The sequence below is a fragment of the Enterovibrio coralii genome (assembly GCF_001559595.1).
Lineage (GTDB): Bacteria > Pseudomonadota > Gammaproteobacteria > Enterobacterales > Vibrionaceae > Enterovibrio > Enterovibrio coralii.
The window spans coordinates 258,187-278,541 of record NZ_LNTY01000034.1 but is presented as its reverse complement, the minus strand read 5'-3'; the positions used below and the strand labels follow the sequence as shown (position 1 = coordinate 278,541).

The 20,355-nt window shown below is 47.8% G+C and carries 22 protein-coding genes and 1 pseudogene; 12 read left to right on the top strand and 11 right to left on the bottom strand.

What is annotated here, in order from left to right; translation table 11 throughout:
• Nucleotides 1–53: 53 nt before the first annotated feature.
• From ATN88_RS12625 to ATN88_RS12615, 3 genes are all read left to right on the top strand, one after another.
• On the top strand, nt 54–839 hold the full coding sequence (locus ATN88_RS12625) for a transcriptional regulator (protein WP_232313164.1): 786 nt from the start codon (nt 54–56) through the stop codon (nt 837–839).
• A 109-nt stretch (nt 840–948) separates the two neighbouring features.
• A complete protein-coding gene (locus ATN88_RS12620; protein ID WP_067416314.1) occupies nt 949–1,500 on the top strand; it encodes a regulatory protein ToxS in 552 nt (183 codons plus the stop codon).
• Nucleotides 1,501–1,788: 288 nt separating this feature from the next.
• Nucleotides 1,789–2,082, top strand: a complete 294-nt coding sequence (locus tag ATN88_RS12615; RefSeq protein WP_067416311.1) for a hypothetical protein — start codon at nt 1,789–1,791, stop codon at nt 2,080–2,082.
• Nucleotides 2,083–2,125: 43 nt separating this feature from the next.
• Here ATN88_RS12615 and recR read toward each other — a convergent pair whose 3' ends face one another.
• The 5 genes and pseudogenes from recR to ATN88_RS12590 form a co-directional block, all read right to left on the bottom strand.
• A complete protein-coding gene (gene recR / locus ATN88_RS12610; protein ID WP_067416309.1) occupies nt 2,126–2,728 on the bottom strand; it encodes a recombination mediator RecR in 603 nt (200 codons plus the stop codon).
• Nucleotides 2,729–2,730: 2 nt separating this feature from the next.
• Complete coding sequence (locus tag ATN88_RS12605; RefSeq protein ID WP_067416306.1) at nt 2,731–3,060, bottom strand: YbaB/EbfC family nucleoid-associated protein; 330 nt, start codon at nt 3,058–3,060, stop codon at nt 2,731–2,733.
• A gap of 61 nt (nt 3,061–3,121) precedes the next feature.
• A pseudogene (gene dnaX / locus ATN88_RS28290) lies at nt 3,122–5,375 on the bottom strand (DNA polymerase III subunit gamma/tau).
• A 105-nt stretch (nt 5,376–5,480) separates the two neighbouring features.
• Entirely contained in the window at nt 5,481–6,026 is a 546-nt protein-coding gene (apt, locus tag ATN88_RS12595) for an adenine phosphoribosyltransferase (protein ID WP_067416303.1), read from the bottom strand.
• A 91-nt stretch (nt 6,027–6,117) separates the two neighbouring features.
• Complete coding sequence (locus ATN88_RS12590) at nt 6,118–6,492, bottom strand: YbaN family protein (RefSeq protein ID WP_067417522.1); 375 nt, start codon at nt 6,490–6,492, stop codon at nt 6,118–6,120.
• A 332-nt stretch (nt 6,493–6,824) separates the two neighbouring features.
• On the opposite strand from ATN88_RS12590, the gene ATN88_RS12585 reads away from it, so the two are divergent.
• Nucleotides 6,825–7,178: a TraR/DksA C4-type zinc finger protein gene (locus ATN88_RS12585; protein WP_067416299.1), complete on the top strand. Its 354-nt coding sequence runs from the start codon at nt 6,825–6,827 to the stop codon at nt 7,176–7,178.
• Here ATN88_RS12585 and ATN88_RS12580 read toward each other — a convergent pair.
• From ATN88_RS12580 to ATN88_RS12570, 3 genes are all read right to left on the bottom strand, one after another.
• A complete protein-coding gene (locus ATN88_RS12580) occupies nt 7,172–7,576 on the bottom strand; it encodes a hypothetical protein (protein WP_067416296.1) in 405 nt (134 codons plus the stop codon). The two genes, ATN88_RS12585 and ATN88_RS12580, sit on opposite strands and share 7 nt — an antisense overlap.
• Before the next feature lie 44 nt (nt 7,577–7,620).
• Entirely contained in the window at nt 7,621–8,205 is a 585-nt protein-coding gene (locus tag ATN88_RS12575; protein WP_232313158.1) for a YccT family protein, read from the bottom strand.
• Between the two features lie 103 nt (nt 8,206–8,308).
• A complete protein-coding gene (locus ATN88_RS12570; RefSeq protein ID WP_067416293.1) occupies nt 8,309–9,322 on the bottom strand; it encodes a porin in 1,014 nt (337 codons plus the stop codon).
• 517 nt (nt 9,323–9,839) lie between these two features.
• On the opposite strand from ATN88_RS12570, the gene dinG reads away from it, so the two are divergent.
• From dinG to ATN88_RS12540, 6 genes are all read left to right on the top strand, one after another.
• The gene (gene dinG / locus ATN88_RS12565; RefSeq protein ID WP_067416288.1) at nt 9,840–11,918 is read left to right on the top strand and encodes an ATP-dependent DNA helicase DinG; all 2,079 of its coding nucleotides are present in this window, start codon (nt 9,840–9,842) and stop codon (nt 11,916–11,918) included.
• A gap of 12 nt (nt 11,919–11,930) precedes the next feature.
• Nucleotides 11,931–12,704: a TSUP family transporter gene (locus ATN88_RS12560; RefSeq protein ID WP_067416285.1), complete on the top strand. Its 774-nt coding sequence runs from the start codon at nt 11,931–11,933 to the stop codon at nt 12,702–12,704.
• Nucleotides 12,705–12,722: 18 nt separating this feature from the next.
• A complete protein-coding gene (gene priC, locus ATN88_RS12555; protein ID WP_067416280.1) occupies nt 12,723–13,271 on the top strand; it encodes a primosomal replication protein PriC in 549 nt (182 codons plus the stop codon).
• Nucleotides 13,271–14,197: a histone deacetylase family protein gene (locus ATN88_RS12550; protein ID WP_067416277.1), complete on the top strand. Its 927-nt coding sequence runs from the start codon at nt 13,271–13,273 to the stop codon at nt 14,195–14,197. The genes priC and ATN88_RS12550 overlap by 1 nt, the downstream gene beginning before the upstream one ends.
• Nucleotides 14,190–14,348 (top strand): pleiotropic regulatory protein RsmS, encoded by a 159-nt coding sequence (gene rsmS, locus ATN88_RS12545; RefSeq protein ID WP_083539482.1) that lies wholly within the window; start codon nt 14,190–14,192, stop codon nt 14,346–14,348. Before ATN88_RS12550 ends, rsmS begins: the two co-directional genes overlap by 8 nt.
• A gap of 436 nt (nt 14,349–14,784) precedes the next feature.
• The gene (locus ATN88_RS12540) at nt 14,785–16,203 is read left to right on the top strand and encodes an alanine/glycine:cation symporter family protein (RefSeq protein ID WP_067416271.1); all 1,419 of its coding nucleotides are present in this window, start codon (nt 14,785–14,787) and stop codon (nt 16,201–16,203) included.
• Nucleotides 16,204–16,289: 86 nt separating this feature from the next.
• Here ATN88_RS12540 and ATN88_RS12535 read toward each other — a convergent pair whose 3' ends face one another.
• From ATN88_RS12535 to ATN88_RS12525, 3 genes are all read right to left on the bottom strand, one after another.
• Complete coding sequence (locus tag ATN88_RS12535) at nt 16,290–16,529, bottom strand: TIGR02647 family protein (RefSeq protein WP_067416267.1); 240 nt, start codon at nt 16,527–16,529, stop codon at nt 16,290–16,292.
• 125 nt (nt 16,530–16,654) lie between these two features.
• Nucleotides 16,655–17,842 carry an MFS transporter gene (locus ATN88_RS12530; RefSeq protein ID WP_083539481.1) on the bottom strand — a complete coding sequence of 396 codons (1,188 nt, stop codon included), beginning with the start codon at nt 17,840–17,842 and terminating at the stop codon, nt 16,655–16,657.
• A 152-nt stretch (nt 17,843–17,994) separates the two neighbouring features.
• The gene (locus ATN88_RS12525) at nt 17,995–18,894 is read right to left on the bottom strand and encodes a Tim44 domain-containing protein (RefSeq protein ID WP_067416264.1); all 900 of its coding nucleotides are present in this window, start codon (nt 18,892–18,894) and stop codon (nt 17,995–17,997) included.
• A gap of 266 nt (nt 18,895–19,160) precedes the next feature.
• Between ATN88_RS12525 and ATN88_RS12515 the strand changes: the two genes are divergently transcribed.
• Nucleotides 19,161–19,556, top strand: coding sequence for an NINE protein (locus tag ATN88_RS12515; protein WP_067416259.1), 396 nt, complete (start codon nt 19,161–19,163; stop codon nt 19,554–19,556).
• 125 nt (nt 19,557–19,681) lie between these two features.
• On the top strand, nt 19,682–20,281 hold the full coding sequence (locus tag ATN88_RS12510) for a TetR/AcrR family transcriptional regulator (RefSeq protein WP_067416255.1): 600 nt from the start codon (nt 19,682–19,684) through the stop codon (nt 20,279–20,281).
• Nucleotides 20,282–20,355: the final 74 nt, after the last annotated feature.

The window sequence follows — 20,355 nt, the reverse complement described above, 5'->3', positions numbered from 1 at the left end:
AATCGGCCTTTTTCTCTAAAATTGCCCAAAATTCGTGCAGGTTAGAATTACGAATGTTAAATAAATCGAACCGATACCTACTGGGAGAGCGTTTTGTTTTTTCCCCCAGTGACAGTTCTCTGGTCGATCTTCATGAAAATGACGATTTGGTCCGACTCGGGAGCAATGAATGCCGTGTTCTGATGGTTCTTATTGAAGAGCCACATGCGATTGTTACGCGGAACCGAATCCACGACTTTGTTTGGCGCAAGCAAGGCTTTGAAGTAGACGATTCCAGTTTAACGCAGTCGATTTCTACCCTGAGAAAAGCACTCAAGGAATCGACCAAAAACCCTATGTTCGTCAAGACGGTGCCTAAGCGTGGATATCAGGTTATCTGCTCGGTAGAAGTCTACAATGACCAGCCGGTTGACATACCCAAGCCGAGAATCGAGATTCAGGAAGAGGCATTACCAGAACCTGTTGAGGACGTATCTGAAGATATCGTTGATACGCCTGATCCTGTTGTTGAAGAGATCATTCCATCGAAACCTGCCCAAACTGAAGACATCTTGTCTGAGCCGATCCCGGTTACCACTCCTGCTTCACCAACATATCCTAAAACACCGCTGAGCTCTTGGGTCGCTTTCCTGTTAGCACTTCTTCTTCCTATCGCCTTTTTTGTTGCTTCAACGCCGAAATCTGAAGCATTCCGTGAAATTTTGAAGGTTAAAGATGTGCCTGTTTATATTCCCGTGACTAACGCGCGAATTGAACAATGGAACCTATGGTTGAACGTTGCGTTGACCGATACATCAGTCATTACAGCGAAGGTGTGGAATTGGAAGAAGTCATTGTAACGGGTGGCCAAGACAACCAAATTTCGCTGAATTACATTCACAGTGCCGCTGATGCCGACGACAACGTGACATATGTTGTCTTGACCAGTGCCGAGGGGAGCCACTCATTATGTCGCTAACTCAAGAGAAACGCCGACGCGACCAATTTAAGCGTTATGCTCCTTTTGCATTGCTATTGTTGTCATTACTTGGCAGTTGCTGGGTTTTCCTCGGTGAGGACGTACGTACGTCAAGCTTATTGAAGTCTCGAGTGTGGAAATCGAAAACCTATAACTACTTCCAAGAGTCGGCTTATCGTGACGCTAGCGGGCTCACCATGTCAGAGCAGCAGAGCAACATGGTCTTCTTGCCTGATAACACCTATTCACGCGATACGCAGATCATTTTGAAAAACCAAGATGAGAACATCAAAGTGTTGATGTCTGTGTCTGAGTCCGGCGAGTGGGAAGTGAGCGGCGGTTATCTAAAGCTGAATCTGGTTGAACTCAAAGACGTCACCACAGGTGACACGACAGAGTTTTCTGAAGAAGACTTGACCTTTGTGCGCTCTATCTACCGAATGGGTGCGGAAAAAGTGCGTCGTATTGATGTGCTTGGTGATGGCTCTCTGCTGCTGACCAGCTTGAATCACGGCTCTATGGTGCTGTACAGCAAATACTAAAAACAACCTTGTCTTCTAAAAGCCGGCCATGTGTCGGCTTTTTGTTTTTTGGCTATTCAACCCAATGCATTTGATATCTTGCTGATCTCAAATCGCAAATTCGTCTAAGCTTGAATCAATTTCGATTTATAGAAATTTTTAGTTTCTTACCGGGTTTGACCGGATAATTTACAAAATCTTGCACCAAATATTAGAACGTTTTGAGCGAATAACTCTGTTGTCATCCTTCCCTTCCCCTCCTATTGTTTAACTGTTGCTCAAGAAGCACACCAAAAAGGAGATACGATTATGAAAACGACAATTATCGCTCTAGCTATGGTTTTTGGTGCATCTGCTGCAGTAGCGATGCCTTCGCACAACCTTGACCTTGATGTTACCCCAGCAAACGGCGGCGCATGGGTTAAGCTGACACAAAACGGCCAACCAGTATCGGGTGCTAGCATCAACGATCACTTCATGACGGGTGATAACGGCCGAGTGTTTGTCTACGTAGACAGTGAACCAGCAAAAAGCATCGAGTTTATTGCTGTCACGCCAGACGGTGAAGCCGCATCTGCGCGCGCACTGATCCCTCGCCACTAAGATCTGGGTGCACCAATAAAAAAGGCCGCAGAGCGGCCTTTTTTCATCTGAGACGGTGTCGTCCTATGATGGAGTGCGACAAGGTTGTGCCATCCACCAATTCCAGCTCTCCGCCCATCGGTACACCGTGAGCAATTCGGCTGGCAACAACTTCATGCTCAGCGCACAACTCACTGATGTAATGCGCTGTGGCCTCACCTTCAACCGTTGGGTTTGTTGCGAGGATAAGCTCGGCAATCGATTCTGACGCCAAACGTTTTTCCAAAACGTCTAACCCAATGTCTGACGGACCGATGCCATCCAATGGAGACAGGTGACCCATCAATACAAAGTAACGGCCCGAGTATTGGCCTGTAGCTTCAATCGCAGCGATATCCGCAGGGCTTTCAACAACACAGATTTGACCGTTTTCCTGACGACGAGGGTTGGCACAAATCGCACAGACCTCTTCTTCAGTGAAGGTTCGACATTTCTCGCAATGACCAATGTCTGTCATTGCAGCAAGCAATGACTCAGAAAGCTTCACACCGCCTTGGCGATTACGTTGCAGCAGGTGAAAAGCCATACGCTGCGCACTCTTTGGGCCAACGCCCGGCAAGCAACGCAACGCTTCCATCAATTGTTCAAGCAGTTGACTGGTACGCATTCTTAGAATGGCATTTTCATGCCTGGCGGTAGTTGCATACCGCCAGTAACAGAGGCCATTTTCTCTTTTTGCGCTTCTTCAATGCGACGAGCTGCGTCGTTGAAGGCTGCTGCAATCAGATCTTCCAGCATGTCTTTTTCGTCTTCCATCAGGCTTTCGTCGATTTCAACGCGACGAACACTGTGGCTACCAGTCAGGGTGACTTTTACAAGGCCAGCACCCGATTCACCGGTTACTTCCATGTTCGCGATCTCTTCCTGCATTTTCTGCATGCGCTCTTGCATTTGCTGCGCCTGCTTCATCAGGTTACCCATTCCGCCTTTACCAAACATATCAATCTCTCTTTTATTGTCTGGAACTGCTTACGTTTACGTGTAAGCAGCATCACGTGGTTTAAATCGGTCGAATGCTCTCTTCATCAATTTCGGCAGCAAAACGCTGACGGATGAACAGAACATGAGGATCTTCATTCAGGCTCTGGCTGGCCTGAGTCAGTTTTTCTGTGTACAGCTTATCTCGCCATTCTAGTGGCGTTATCCCTGTATCACCAAGCACAATAGACAGCGTGACTGGACGTCCCAGTTGATGACTAAGCGCATCACGCAGCTTGCCTTGCGCTTGCTCTGTATTTAGGTGTTTTTGTGCGTCTCGAAGTGTCAAGCTGATGCTATCACCTTCGCTTTCCATCGATGCATTCAGTGCCATCTGTTTAACCAGACGCGGCGCATCAAGTGCATTCGCAATGCGGCACCACTCGTCTTGCTCGATTGATTCACGTTCCAGCTTTTCACGCATTTCTGGCGTGCGCTCGTGCTCTAACGCCTTTTTAATTTTCTCTGGTGTCACCGTTACCGGTTTCACATCGATAGCTTGTTGCGATGGCGTCCAACGATACGCGTCATCTTTGACTGCTGCATTTTGCTCAGGCAGGGTCTGGAACGTGGCCGGATCAGCAGGCTTATGTTTTGCCGCAATACGATCGATGACAGACAGCGGACTGCTGCCAGCCGATACCGGACTACCCTTTTTTGGCGGTTGGCCTCTGGCTTAACGCGACTTCTCAACATGTTACGTGCTGCGAGAATGCTACCCGATGCCGTACCTTGCGAAGGAGAGCCTTGCTGAGGCTGAGCGGCCTGAGAAGCCACTGACGCTTGCTGCGCAGGAGCGGGCTGATACTGCTGCTCATCCATCGGCGCGCTATTATATTCGCGCATCGCATCCTGCTCCATCGCTGCCATATGCGAAGACATTTGAGGATCTTCGTACGCTGGCTGAGAAGGCGAAACAGCTTGTCTTTGCTCGGTTGCTTGAGGCTGTGGCGTATATGACTGCTGCGGCACCGCTTGTTGCTGTACCACAGGGGCAGCTTGCTGTGTCGATTGTGGCTGTTGCGATTGTTGTTGATTCTGCTGCCCAGCAGCCGGAGTGCTATGACCCGAACGCACTGAGGCGACTTGCGCTTTGAGCGATGCCAGTTTGTCTTGCGAATGCTGAGACGGCTGCGCGGCTTGCGGTTCTGATGCAGGCACATTCACTGCCGATGGCTCGTAATGCGCAGAGGTGACCGGTTTGAATGCCAGAATACGCAACAACACCATTTCCAAACCTGCACGTCCATCAGGCGCATACGGCAAATCCTGACGGCCTTGAAGTGCAATTTGGTAATACAGCTGAACATCTTGAGGTGAAAGAACCTGGCTAAGGTGCACAATACGCTCAGCATCCGGCTGTGCCATATCGACAGATTCAGGCAACGCCTGTGCCATCGCAACGCGGTGCAGCTGAGAAGCAATCTCTTTTAACAGTCCATCCCACTCAACACCCACTTCAGCAAGTTGAGTAAGGACCTGCATCACTAAGTCGGCTTGACCTTCTGACAGTGCTTCAAGAAGAAGCAACGCTTGATCAGTGCTCAAGGTGCCAAGCATTTCAGTGACTTGTTGTTCAACCACCGCACCATTACCTAAAGCAATCGCTTGGTCAGTCAAAGACAGCGCATCTCGCATACTGCCTTCTGCCGCACGCGCAATGAGTGACAATGCACGCGGCTCTGCAGATACCTGCTCTTGTTCAAGAACATGGTGCAGCTGATCTTTGATTTGAGTGGCATCAAGGTGTTTCAGATGGAACTGAAGACAACGGGACAGAATCGTCACCGGCAGCTTTTGCGGATCCGTGGTAGCAAGTAAAAACTTCACATACTCAGGCGGCTCCTCAAGCGTTTTTAGCAACGCATTGAAGCTATGGCGCGACAGCATGTGGACTTCGTCAATGAGGTAGACTTTAAAACGGCCGCGAGCGGGCTTGTACTGAACGTTATCCAGCAAGTCTCGGGTATCTTCTACCTTGGTGCGAGACGCCGCATCGATCTCTAACAGATCAACAAAACGCCCTGATCAATTTCTTGGCAGGTGGCACAAACACCACAAGGTGTTGAAGTAATGCCTTGCTCACAGTTCAGGCCTTTCGCAAAGATACGGGCGATGGTGGTTTTACCCACGCCACGCGTACCACTGAACAAGTAAGCATGATGAAGTCTGTTGTGATCCAGTGCATTGGCCAGTGCAGTCAGCACATGTGATTGGCCAACTACATCACGGAACTGGTGAGGGCGCCATTTTCTGGCTAATACCTGATAACTCATGCGTTATAAAATCTATTTGTCTATTGCCGCCATCCTAGCACACAGACAAAAAGAGCGCGATCTTGACGATCACGCTCTTTCGTAGATTCTGGGTTAAACGAACAATTAGTGTCCGTCGAACTCGCACAGGCAGTAAACATTTATGCCTTGCGCAGTCAGGCGCGCTTCACCGCCAATTTCTGGCAGGTTGATGATGAAAGCAGCATGCTCAACTTCACCGCCCAGACGACGGATCAGTTTGGTGGTTGCTTCAATCGTACCGCCCGTTGCGAGCAGGTCGTCAACAACCAGTACTTTGTCGCCTTCAACAATGGCGTCAGTGTGGATTTCCAGCGTGTCTTCGCCGTACTCCAATGCATAGCTTTCGCTGATCACTTCACGTGGCAGTTTGCCAGGCTTGCGAACAGGAACGAAACCTACACCCAGTTCCAGTGCCAACGGCGCACCAAACAGGAAGCCACGAGATTCAGTGCCAACAACCTTAGTAAAGCCCTGACCGCTGTATTTTTCCACCAGCAGGTCGATGGTTGCTTTGTACGCTGCTGGGTTCTCCATCAGGCTCGTGATATCACGGAACATAATGCCTGGTTTTGGATAATCAGGAACGGTCTTAATGTTGTCTTTGATAAATGCGATTTTGTCTTGGCTCATAATGTCTCACCACCAATGTGGCTTCCAATGAAACTACAGGAATGAATATGGAGCCTCAGCAAGGGACCGCCTAAGCTCCAAAGAGCACATGTTATGTATTTTCTGGGGTGTGGGCAACTGGTTCTATTTCACGCAAACGGTTAAACCAGATTAAAAGTACCGTTGCCATCGTCAACAGCATCACTTTCTGCCAAATTTCTGGGACGATAGCGATAGAGAGGCAAAAACTCGCAACGATACAGATGTTCGCTCTACGTTTGATTTTCTTGTCGATCGCGCGATGTTGATGCCAGTTATTGAGGGCGGGGCCGAATTTAGGGTGGTCATGTAGCCATTTAGCAATGCGAGGAGAGCCACGCATGAAGCAAGCACTTGCTAACAGCATAAAAGGCGTTGTTGGTAACAGCGGGAGAAAGATGCCGATGACACCGAGCGCGACGCATATCCAGCCGACACTCAATAGCATGATTCTTTTTAGTGAAAGCGTCACTCTCCCTCCCTATTAACCATTAGCGGCTCAACATGCCAATCCACGTGAGAGTAGCAGGCAATGTTGGTATCAATAATACCGCAACCATACCAATGAAGTAGACTGCGTTGAATGGGTCTTTGTAGTTAGTGTCCATCGTTAACTTCCTTATCCTACGTTGGCGATTAAGCGAGCCACTATACCTGTTTCACTCGAGCCTAAATACGGACAAAACTCAGGGTTTATCCCCTTTGTCTTGATATATATCAGTGTGCAACAAGCCAGAAACACTACACTGTCCGACTTGATAGCGCACAAAGGCATTCATCATGCTCGATATAAAAAAGGTAGCACAGCTACAGCAAAACCTTGAAAGTGAGAAAGAAGAGGTTCGCAGCAGGCTTGAAGATGCGCTCATACGTTTAACGGGGTTGGAGACGTCACACGTTCCGACTGCGCATTTGATTAAGCTTTGCCGCCATGAAAGTGAAAAGCTCCATGAAGATGGACTTCGTCTGGAAAAAATTGATGCTGCAATTTGTGCAATCCACACAGGACTTTTCGGCCTCTGTGCAGACTGCGAAGAAGAAATTGACGCACATGATTTAGAAAAAGATGCCGCTGAGCCACGCTGTTCAAGCTGCAGAGAACATAGCCTTTATGTTCACGATAGGCCTCAATAGAGGCCATCACAATCCCCTGCTTGCACAACATCCGTAACAAAACCACCGCTACCCGCATACCAAGTTCGAACCCCTAGTCCAAGATCTATCGCAGGGCCTAGCTGCTCGCAGGTAAATACACGCACATCATCCGAGATATCAGATTTGTTCATGTCCCAGTTCCATCTAGTACTGCGCAACTTGCGTACTATCGTCAGTAGAGCTTTGTCTTCCTCATAGACATAATGAATAGTCTCACCACGAAGTGATTGAACGGGCGCATCATTGAAAGTCAGTAGATCTTTATTCAATTCATCGGGGACGTGTCCTTGATAATCAGATGCAGGTAACTTATCTGCCAATGAACTTTGACACCCGACAATACCCAAACACAACAACACAGCAACGACACCACGCATACACGCCCTCCGAGGTGGTAATTCCTTTTAAAAATCCTGATCGATCATCCACGTTTAAACGCCTTCTTCTCTTCAGTCGTTGCTTTGGTATACCACAGTTTGAGTTGTGTCATTGTGTCGCCTTTGATATCGACATTACCTTTGTCATCAATGGCTACCACTAGCTCTTCTAAATCTTGAGGTGAACCACCTTCAAAGACAATCCCGTTTTCTTGGTTATATTTCGCAACAGCTTCTTCAATATTGCTGTAGGAGCCAAAGCCACTCCCACTGAGCTTCTCGCCTTCAACAGTGTAAACTTTGCCAGAACTCAGGTTTTCAACTTTCCATTCAGGATCTCTAAAGAACGCATCAGCCTGGCTTTCAAATCTGAAATCAGGAACCGTCAATGCAAGATCGTCATCTTCGACCTCTATATCAAAAACATAAGGTTTAGAGGTGAAAATGCGGTTCTTAGAACCTCTTTTAACCTCATCATCAAAGCGGGCGACAACCTGATAACTTCCAGGTTTCAGTTCTAGCTTCCTATCACCCTCGCTACTTATTTTTTTAACATTGTCTCCGTTAACAACTAAAAACTCTAAACCATTCTCAGCTGATAACTCCGCTGACATAGTCACGCTAGACATACTTAACAGTCCAACAAGAGTCAGTATTCTCATCTATCGTTTACTCCCCGAAACAAAAAGCCGCCCAACAAAGGCGGCTTTGCAAAGTTAAATAAGCGATTGCTTAGAATTTAACTTCCATACCCAGTACATAGCCAGTGTCTTGTGGTTGGTCAACGCCGTTTTCTTCTTTGTCAGCAACACCCACTTCCGCATACACTTTTGCATTGCTGTGCAGCTTGTAAGTGATGTTTGCATACAAGCTGTTAGACTCGATCTTGTTGTAAGTAGAAGAACCAGCTGTTGGGTCAGTGTCAAAAATGTCGTAACCTACAGCCAAATAGGTTTTTTCATCTAGCTGGTAACCACCAGAAATACCAAAAACATCTGCGTCTGTTTTATCAGAAGTATTCGCGTGCTGTGAGTACTCAACTTGACCATAGCTCAGAGCCACATCAAAAGCAGCGATTGCGTAATCAACTTCAAAGTTGAAACCACTTACATCTTCACCTGAAATGTTTTCAGCATCGTATAGATAAACACGTGCATCCAACCCTTCAAAACGAGCACCAATTCGACCACCAGTGATTTGACGACCATCAGTAGTGTCAGCTTTGTCTTGATCCAGATCTACGTTGGCACCAGCATAAAACGTACCGTTGTCGTATACCCACTTAATTACCTGACCGCCTTCGGTTTTGACAAAGTTGATTTGCTCCAAACCCAGTTCGTAATCTTTTTGGTTGCCGGCATCATCTGAGATCAGAAGTTGGCGACCAAAAGTGATAGTACCGAAACTGTCGCTTGCAAAACCAACCCATAGTTCGTCGTTTCGAACTGTACCGTTGTCATTAGTAGTTGTTACGTTGCCAGTGAATTGGTCTTCATATTTGAAGCCCATACCAGCGACTGCGTCCAAGCTATCAGTCACCTCAATAGCTGTAGATAGAATTAGGTCAGCGTCATCGATTCGCAGAAACGCATCTTCGTCTTCGCTGTAGTCTTTGTAGTATTGAATTTCAGCAGCACCGCTGATGTCCACTACTACGCCGTCTGCGTCATACAGGTTAACGCTTGCTTGTGCTGCACCAGCAGCCAGCAGAGCTGGAACTGCCATAGCTAGAACTGTCTTTTTCATGTTAATCCACTGCCTTTTCTTTATTAGATTGGAATTCCTGTTCCAGGATCCCTTTTATAGTTGCACCCGTTACAAAGCCTCAACGACCTCACAACAAGTACGCTTTAACTTCGAAACTTAGAGTGCAGAGAAATCTAAAATCTGTCAAATCAACAAAAAACAACATCAAAAAAACAAAAATGCGTTACTAGACAGCAACATAGCGCAATACACTCGAGTTAGGTCACGATTCTTAAATCCCATTGTCAAATTTCTGTAAAGTTACACGCAAATTTCGACCAGAATATTTAACTTTCACACATCAAAATAAACCACAATATCAGCATAATTCACTACAAATACCCAGATTAAATAGTGGATGGCATTCCCCTTGGATTTCATAGTGATAGCTAATATTAGTTCAATTAGTAATCGTGATCTCACTCTCAAAAAATAAAATAAATGCGCGAATACTTGAACTCTTTCACATTCTGCAACCGTGATATACTGCGGCTCTCACTCATACTTTGTGCCAAACATGCTTAGTCCATCAGTAAAGAAAGACATTCGTTGCAGCTACGAGAATTTGAAAGCGCAATTGCAGAATTTTATACCAAGGAAGGCACAGAACTATTTGGTGGCTGAAATAGCCAAAACGCTGGCAGGCGAATACAACCCAAAGCGCCGGATAATCGTAGCTGAAGCAGGCACAGGTATTGGTAAGTCAATGGCTTACCTTATGGGAGCAATTCCATTTGCGCTTAATAACAATAAGAAAGTGGTGGTCTCTACCGCCACTGTTGCGCTACAAGAGCAGTTAGTAGAAAAAGATCTGCCTCTGTTTCGACGAGTTATACCTCGAGAGTTCAGCTTTGTGTTGGCCAAAGGACGCCAGCGCTATTGTTGTGCGGAGAAATTAGCATCTGCGGCAGGTGCCGAGGGGGCTGGCCAGCAGACACTTTTTGAACAAAAACCTAAAAGGTCTGACATTGACCTTATCAATACCATGCACAGTGCGCTGTCTCGCGGAAAATGGGATGGCGACAGAGACGCATGGCCAAAAACAATCCCGGATCATATCTGGCAATCGATAGTGTCAGACAAACACACTTGCCACTCTGGTTTAAGTGCGCATCGACAATGCCCGTTTGCTAAGGCTCGCGAGCACCTCGACAAGGCCGATGTCATCGTTGCCAACCACAGTTTACTGATGGCCGACCTCGAGCTTGGTGGCGGTGTAATTCTCCCCGAACCGGAACAATCACTGTATATGATTGACGAGGCTCATCACCTTCCCATCGTCGCGCGTGATTTTTCATCCGCCGCTGCGAGTTTGCTCGGCGCATCGGCTTGGTTAGAAAAGCTAAATCAATCCGCCTCTAAAATCGCGAACGCGGGCGACATAAAAAGAAGCGGCCGATTTTTAGATAGCCTTCAATCTGGCATTCAAGAACTTATCCCTTCGCTACGTTCAGTCAGAGATATGCTTCGCCAATTGCCACTGAGTAAAGATGGCGTTTATCGCTTTGAAAATGGTGAACTGCCAGAAGCGGTGGTGGCAGAAGCCAAAGATCTGCAAAAAGCCGCAAAGAAAGCCAATCAATCTCTGGGCAAATTACACGACCTTGTCGCGGAACGTTTAAAAGACGGCGAAATCCGTAGCAGCATTGCTGATCCGGTGATGGCGGAATCGGCCTTTTTCCTCCAACGCTTGGAGAACTTAGAAAAGGTATGGACCTTGATGGCTCAACCTAATTCTGACAAAGGTGCCCCACTCGCCCGTTGGGTAGAACAATGCCCTGAACGAGAGAGCGATCTGATCGTGCATGTCTCGCCACTGGAGATTGGCTGGCGACTCGACCAACTGCTCTGGTCAAAAGCAGCGGGAGTGGGGTTGCTTTCTGCAACACTGCGCGCGCTAAACAGCTTTACCTATTTTTGTCGTCAGGTTGGTTTGGATGAAAATGACGGCACGCGCTTTCTTGCGCTGCCTTCACCGTTCAATTACCAAGAGAACGCGCGGCTTGTTGTGCCTGCAATGCCTTGTGAACCTCAAGATGAGAAATTCACAGATATCCTTCCCGATGTGCTTTTTGAGTACCTCGAAGGGCAAACCTCTAGTCTTGTGCTTTTTTCTTCCTATTGGCAGATGAACCAAGTCGCGGACAAGATGCGTGCGCAAATCGAAAAGAATGGCTGGGAACTGCATGTGCAAGGGGAGTCTTCCCGTTCGATGATCTTGGACGCACACAGAAAATGCTGTGAAAGTGGCAAAGTGAGCGTGTTGTTTGGTACCGGCAGCTTTTCTGAAGGCCTTGATCTACCGGGCGATCAGCTCACCAATCTGATCATTACGAAGATCCCGTTTGCCGTTCCAACCTCCCCTGTCGAGGAAGCACACGCAGAGTACATTGAAAGTAAGGGAGGCAATCCATTTCTACAAATTGCAGTACCTGAAGCCAGCAAAAAACTTGTACAATCAGCGGGTAGATTACTACGAAAAGAACATGATTCGGGAAGAGTCGTGCTGCTTGACCGGCGCATCATAAGCCGACGCTATGGAAAAGCTCTGCTGGATTCCTTACCTCCGTTTCAACGTATTATCGAATACACATAAGACTATAAAATAATGCTTGAATTTATGGACCCTACCGCTATCGCGATTTTAGCTTTGGTGGCATTCTCTGCTGGTTTTATCGATGCCGTAGCAGGTGGCGGTGGCATGCTCACTGTCCCTGCTTTGCTTTCAATCGGCCTGCCTCCTCACGTTGCTCTGGGTACGAACAAACTTTCCGCGACCTTTGCCTCCTCTACCGCAGCAGTAACCTACTATCGAAAGAAGCTATTTTCACCTGAGTTTTGGAAACACGCGTTTATCGCCACCTTTATCGGTGCGGTGTTGGGCACTTTGTTGGTCGACTACATCAGCACAGACTGGCTGGAAAAAGCCTTGCCTTTAGTGATACTCGCGACAGCGGTTTACACCATTTGGCATCCACAACCGAAAGCGGATAACCACTTCCTACCAAAAGACGACGTGAACCTAAACAAGAAGCAGTGGGGACAAGGTCTTACGCTAGGTTTTTATGATGGTGTTGTTGGACCAGGAACAGGTGCATTTTGGACCGTGTCCTCCATGTCGCTCTACAAGATGAACATCCTGCTTTCTTCGGGACTCGCCAAAGCGATGAATTTCACCAGCAACATCACCTCGCTCGTGACCTTTATCGTCCTAGGCCACGTGAATTGGGCAATCGGTTTGACCATGGGTGTATGCTTAATGTTCGGAGCTTACTTAGGCGCAAACTCCGCCATTAAATTCGGCGCGAAGTTTATTCGCCCCGTCTTTGTTACCGTGGTTGTCGTACTGGCGGTGAAACTGGCTTATAGTGCGTGGTTTTAACCCTGTTTTAGAGACCTCATGGATTTAACGCAATTAAAAGCAGAGTTGCAGTCACTGGCAACCAAAGCAGCAGAAATAGACAGACGACGCGGAGAAGGCGCAAAGCCCCTGTTTGACGAGCGTTTGTTTACCTGTTTATCTCGCTTGTTAAGTCCATGTGTGGCTGAAGCCAAAAGCGTTGTCGATACGCTTGAGCGTGAAAAGGAGAGCGGCAAGCTCTCCAGTTTGCGAGCAGCACACCTTTGCGAAAAGCTGGTTAACCAACTGAGTGCACTTCAACGTGAGGTTGCGACAGTTTCTATTCGCGCGAAGGAAAAAACCTTCGTGCCGAAAACCCGCGCGTCCATCAGCCAGTTGTACCAAGACCTGGCTCAACACCAAGATTGGGAGCGACGTTTGTCAGACATGGTACGTGATGCAGAATCAAAGCTAGGACGTTGTGATACCTTTGCGGAGCAACAAGCCGCGCAAAAGCACCTTCTGACCACGGAAAAGCGTCTCGCTCGCTGTCGTGATGCAAAACAGAAAATCGAATCCCGCATTGCATTTAGAGAAAAGAAAGGCTGATGTTACCCGTTGTTTATCACCCGATATACTCCGACTTCCCCATTCCGGATGGACATCGCTACCCCCTGTCTAAGTACCGTCTGTTAAAAGAACATCTGATTGATAACAACTGGCCTGTTGTTGAACACAGGCCAGAGCGTCTTGAATCGGCGCAGCTTAAAGCCATTCATGACCCTGAGTACGTCGATGCCCTGCTCAGTGGCACGATTCCACTGGTTAAGATGCGACGTATCGGTTTCCCCTGGAGCGACGCATTACTGCAGCGGAGCCTCACCTCTTTGGGTGGCACAACACTCACCGTGGATTTGGCCCTAGCGCATGGCGTGGCGATTCATCTTACGGGAGGCTACCATCACTCCCATTATGATTTTGGCGGCGGTTTTTGCCTGTTTAATGACTTAGTGTTAGCCGCACAACATGCGCTTGCATATCCACACATCGACAAAGTGCTGATTGTGGATTGTGACGTTCACCACGGTGATGGCACAGCAAGCCTGACTGCCGAGCGAGACGATATCATCACCCTGTCAGTGCATTGCGAGAAGAACTTCCCCTCTCGCAAACCCGATTCAACCATCGATTTACCTTTGCCAATCGGTACCGATTCCGAAAGCTACTTGCATGCCTTTCTGCCATGTCTGAAGCTGGCATTAGCTCAACATCAACCAGATATGGTGATTTACGATGCGGGCGTTGATATACACATAGATGATGAGCTTGGCTATCTCTCCGTCTGTCACGAAGGCATCGCCAAACGCGATGCTGCCGTCTTTGATGCTTGCGCTGACCATCAAATTCCAGTTGCCGCGGTGATAGGCGGCGGCTATCGCACCGACCACGCTCAATTAGTGCCGCTTCATGCCGAACTGGTTCGAGCAGCAATCAACACTTACTACCCCACAACTTGGAATGAAACCAATGAGTAACCACGGACTCGAAAACGCACCAGAAGATGTCAAACTGGCCGTTGATTTGATTTATTTGCTAGAAAGCAACGAGATAGCTCCCCAAACAGCATTACGCGCATTAGAGATGGTGAAGAAGGATCTAGAGCGAAAACTCGCCCAAGAGTCGTAAGCGACAGCACCTTCGCATCCGCTCGTTAACAAAAACGCGCCGCAATCGTTTTCCCCATTAAATTCGTATCTATCATGTTAATTTGACTAGAATTTCATGTTGCGGCAGCATGTATTTTATATTCCATTCGTCTAAATATTAACCAATCAAACAAATTTTAAGATGCCCATTCCACAAATTTGAAGTATTATCCTGCCGTTTTTCTTCGCGTGGCTCTTCGCCCATAGAGAAACTGGCCGTAGGAGAAAACTCAAACGGAATTGGAGTACGCAAGGTTGAAACCTTGCACGCATACAGGCCATAGATCTCTGCACGGAAGCGTCGCCAGGGTGATTTCACCCGGGGCAAAGAGCTGAATAAGGAAGTTTCAGAGTATTTTGTCTCCTCCTTAGTTCGCTCGACTGCCATTTTTATTTTGACGACAGTAGAGTTTGTTATGACGGAACTAAAAGAACTATTTGTTTCCTTTGTCGATGCCGGGAATGGCTTATTGTGGGGAAGCGTACTTGTTTATCTTTTGATCGGCGCGGGTCTGTATTTCACTTTTCGTACCGGTTTCCTGCAATTCCGCTCTTTTGGGCACATGTTTGAACTGATCAAAGGCAGCCGTGAAGGTGCCGATGGTGGTATCTCCTCTTTCCAAGCATTCAGTACCAGTCTCGCAGCGCGCGTAGGTACAGGTAACATGGCGGGTGTAGCGGTTGCAATTTATCTGGGTGGCCCTGGTGCGGTTTTCTGGATGTGGGTAACAGCTCTGGTCGGTATGTCTACCAGCTTTGCCGAGTCAACACTGGCTCAGGCTTATAAAATCAATCACAAAGACAACACCTTCCGTGGTGGTCCAGCTTACTACATTGAAAAAGGTCTGGGTCAACGTTGGATGGGTATTGCGTTTGCAATCTGTCTGATCATCGCATTTGGCTTGGCGTTTAACGGCGTTCAGTCAAACTCAATCGCAGCAGCTATGAACACCGCGTTTGGCACTGACAACACTTGGGTAGGTATTATCCTTGCGTTGGCAACTGCGCCAATCATCTTCGGTGGCATGCGCTCAGTAGCACGCGTTGCAGAGCTGATTGTACCTTTCATGGCGATTGGTTACTTGGTTGTTGCTCTTTACGTTATCGCAATCAACATCACGCTTCTGCCGGACGTTTTCGCGACGATCATTGGCAGCGCGCTGGGCTTTGAACAAGCAGCAGGTGGTGCATTGGGCGCAGCAATGATGCAAGGCATCAAACGTGGTCTGTTCTCGAACGAAGCCGGTATGGGTTCTGCACCTAACGCCGCGGCGACAGCAACCACACGTCCTAACCACCCTGCAGCGCAAGGTTATGTTCAGATGCTGGGTGTTTTCATCGATACCATCGTAATCTGTACCGCAACAGCGGCGATTATCCTGCTGTCAGGTATGCTGGATCCAAACAGTGAACTGACGGGTATCGCGCTGACTCAGGCCGCTCTGGTTCAGGAAGTGGGCCCTTGGGGTGCTGGCTTTATCGCAATCGCAATCTTGCTGTTCGCATTCACTTCGTTGATCGCAAACTACTCGTACGGCGAATCGAACATCGAATACATCTTCAAGAGCAAAGTGGCAATCAACATCTACCGTATCGCAGTTCTAGCAATGGTTGTTGTTGGTGCGGTCGTTGACCTGCCTACCGTATGGGCGTTTGCTGACCTGTCGATGGGTATGATGGCGATCATCAACCTTGTGGCGGTTCTGGCTCTGTCAGGCATTGTAATCGCCCTGCTGAAAGACTATGAAGCGCAAGTGAAAGCAGGCAAAAACCCAACCTTTGATCGTAAGAAGTTCCCTAAGCTGGACAAAGACATCGACAAAGATGTTTGGTAAAACAAACTAATAAAACACAACATCAAAAAAGGGAGCCTCAGGCTCCCTTTTCTTTATCTAGATGTTCTTCATCAGAACGTTGCCAATTAATGATTGGATTTGAGAATCCGCAAGGCTTCCTTGGCATGTTCTACGGCATCACGACCAATCGAGGTCAAGTAGCCGCCATCTTTCGCTGTCACCAGCTTTTTGTCATACAAACGCTCGGTCGCTGCAACAAGCAATGGGTCTGCGTCACTGTGGACCTTAATGCCCGTCAATTCCGATGACAAAGAAAACTTTACCAACACGTTCATTTCATCAATCAAGTCAGAAGTAAATGGCATATCGCCTCCGCTGTTTCTTTCTGTTTGATATGAATATAGCCCTTCATGCATACGGTAAACTGTGCCGAGATCAAGAACAGGTTAATGCGTGCTAGAAAAAACCAAGTGATGATAAGAAGTTTGATTTAGCCCACATCCTCGGTGGGTTTGGATCGCCAGAACGATACCTCGTTGCCCGACTCTGGTACCAAAGGCACCATGCGAGAAAGCGTTAGCGAACACAAAGCCAATCCCGTCCCGAACAAAAAGACAGCGGCAGGAGAGTGCAACCACACCAACCCCATAACAGCCGGGATAACAACGGCAGCGATATGATTGATGGTAAAACTCACACCAGCAGTCGAAGCAATATCTTCAGGGTCAGCAATTTTCTGGAAGTAGGTTTTGATGGCAATCGCCATCGCAAAGAAAAGATGGTCGACAACATACAGCACGCCCGCCATGATTGCATTGTCTACAAAGGCATAGCCCGTGAAGACCGCCGCCAACCCAACGTACTCAACCGTTAACGCCCGTCTTTCTCCGACTTTGCCAATCCATGCGCCAATTCGCGCCGCAAACAGCATGTTGAATACGTAGTTAATGATGAAAAGCAGGCTAACCTCGCCCACGGAATAGCCAAATTTTTCCACCATCATGAAGCCAGCAAACACGATGAATATTTGGCGTCTTGCCCCACTCAAAAACGTTAACCCGTAATACAACCAATAGCGTTTACGCAAAATCAGTGTTTTGGCTTGCGTGTGAGGAGAGGTAAACGTTGGAAAGCTTGCCCACAAGACGATAACGGCAATCAGACCAACAAAGCCAAACAGCATATAGACCGTGTTATAGCTTGCGTCACTGAGCTCCATCATTACCCATACCGTGCCATAAGCAACAAGGCTTGCCGCCCCTTTCCACGCCAGCACACGTCCCATGAAATGGGCACTCTTATCTTTATCAATCCACTGTAAGGTCAACGACTGATTGACGGTTTCGAAGTAATGAAACCCCACCGACATTAGGATGGTGGTGAGATACAGTCCGTATTCCGTCGGAAACCATCCGGTAATCGCGACGCCAAGGCACATGATGAGCAAAGATAGGATGGCAAAGCGCTGCTCTTTGATAAACAGCAGCAAATAGATAGCAGTGAAAGCGAGAAAACCCGGTATTTCCCGAAGGCTTTGAAGGATGCCAATCTCACGCCCGGTGAACCCTGCACGTTCGACCACAAAATTGTTCAGCAGCACATTCCAGACAGAAAATGTCATCGCCATGATAAAGGCCAGTGCGATTAAAAACGTGGTGGGGCTGCGAAGTGTCGACACAAAAGATCTCCATTCAAAACGACTCGACTCTACTTTACCCGTAAATGAGGTACGAGACTAATCAAGAGAATAGAACGCTTCGTTCAGAAACCTTGAAGCAAAAAAAAGCGGCTGATAATCAGCCGCTTTCGCATTAGGGGGAAATCTTTCGATTACGCTTGGATACCTACAATCAACCATGGCGCGTTTGGTTGCGTCATATCGCGCTCCAGGTGCCAGATATCCGTGATGTCTTCTTCAACGCCTTCTTGACGGTCACAGTAACGGCCGCTGAATTGCAGGCTTAGTTGTGCACGCTTGCCATCGTAATCAGCACGAACGATTTCAGCATCGACATACATCACTTCGGTGTGTTGCTCACCGTCCAACTTACGACGTTCTTCTGCCAGATCGTTATAAAGCTCTGGCGTCACGTACTCTTGAATCGTCTCAAGTTGGTTGTGGTTCCACGCACCTTGTAGGATGCGGTAGTGCTCACGTGCACCGTTTACAAACGCTGACATGTCAAAGTTAGGCGGGAAGTTAAACGGTACGTCATTGTTAACGGCACCAAAACCACCTGTTGATGACGACGCAGTCGCTGATTCACGGAACTGTGGCTGCTCGTGGTAGTAACCTTTTTGCTCTTGCTGCGGCTGCTGTTGACCGCCTGCATAAGCTTGCTTGTTATGCTGGCTGATCGCACCGTTTTTCGATGCCATGAGGCCTTTGAAAATCTTAAACAGAACGAACGCGATCACCGCAATGATCAGGAAGTCCATCATCTGAACGCCGTCAAAAGCACCGCCGAACATCGCAGCAATCAAGCCACCCGCCAGCAAGCCACCCAGCAGACCGCCCATCAAGCCTTTCTTAGACGATGATTTAGCAGCAGACGAAGGATCGTTTTGTTTGTTAATAGAATTAGTGTTAGTAGGTTGAGATTTCGGCGCAGGTGCGGTCTTAAAGCTCTTACCAAAAGACTTACCGCCGCCAAACCTTTTCGCTTCAGCGTGTGGAGCCGACAGCACCATCACAAACATCAGCGCAAATACAGAGAAAAAGCGTTTCATTCAGAACCTTTTTAAAGTCATTCCATTACTGCACTCTAGCCCGATATGGACACAGAGTACAAGGTAGTATCATGCTAGTCTGACACGTTTGAAAGTCAAACCATGTTTGAACAGAAAATGTTACGAATCATTTTGTTCCTTGGCTCTGCCATTTCTTTTTTTAGCGACATTTCGGTAAAAAACGTAAGGAATTCTTCCCCTAGGGGCGAATTCTGTCCACGATTTGCTTTACACTCTAGCTGTTTCATCTGTTTTAGGGTCAACGCATGAATGATACACATAGTAAAGTAATCGGCTACATCCTTTGGATTTTCGGCTTTCTTGGTGCCCACCGCTTCTACTACGGTAAGCCAGTTACCGGCACCATTTGGCTTTTCACGTTTGGACTTTTGGGGATTGGTTGGCTTATCGACCTGTTTCTTATCCCATCAATGGACCGAGAAGCAGATCTTCGCTTCCACAGCGGCCAGTATGACTATTCAGTAGCATGGATCCTGCTCACCTTCTTAGGTGTTTTCGGTGTACACAGAATGTACATGGGTAAGTGGCTGTCAGGCATTGTCTACCTGTTCACCTTCGGCTTTTTCTTTATCGGCGTGATTTACGATTTCTGGACGCTGAACGAACAAGTCTCAATCAAAAACGCACAGCGTTTCTCCTAACACTTCGGTGTTTTCGCGCCTCTTTACACCCGTATTTCTGGTTATGAGAGGCGCATGGCTTGCCCTTTTAAGTACCCACTTCTAGAATATCGAACAATGTTCACTATTCTAGGTTGCACTTTTTAATGGCCCGCAGGAACGACCATAGTCGCGAAGAATTGGTTGAATTGACGCTGACTTGCGTTGAAGACTACCTCAAGACTCAACCCTATCATTCTCTCAGCCTCCGAAAAATCGCCTCGATGATAGGTTATGTCCCCAGCACCTTGGTCAATGTTTTCGGCAGCTACAACATCTTGCTTTTGCACATTGTTGCTCGAGCCCTAGATGAACTGCGCAGCCAAGCAGAGCGCAAACTGTCATCAACGACTGATCCCAAAGCTTCACTTTCTGCCCTCGCCCACCTTTATTTAGATTTCGCCGCGGAAAACCGCTACCGCTGGCAACTTATCTTTGAACACAGCATGCAAGGCGACAAGCTGCCTGATTGGCAAAATGATCGCATTCAGAGCATGACTGGCCTTTTGGAAGCCTTGTTGAGAAAGTTGTCGCCAAATAAATCTGATGAAGAAGTCGTTCAAGCAAGCCGCGTACTTTGGGCGGGTGTGCATGGGATTACCCTTCTTAGTGTCGACGACAAACTGTTTACCGATGTACCAGTCAATGGCGGTGAACTTATCGATAATCTTCTAGCTGGCTATCTTTCAGGCTGGGTCCAAGCATAATCCGTTCAAAATGGCGATCTGCAGCAATGCGGTCGTCATTTTCTTTTCATATCATCGCCTTCATGTTCAAGGAA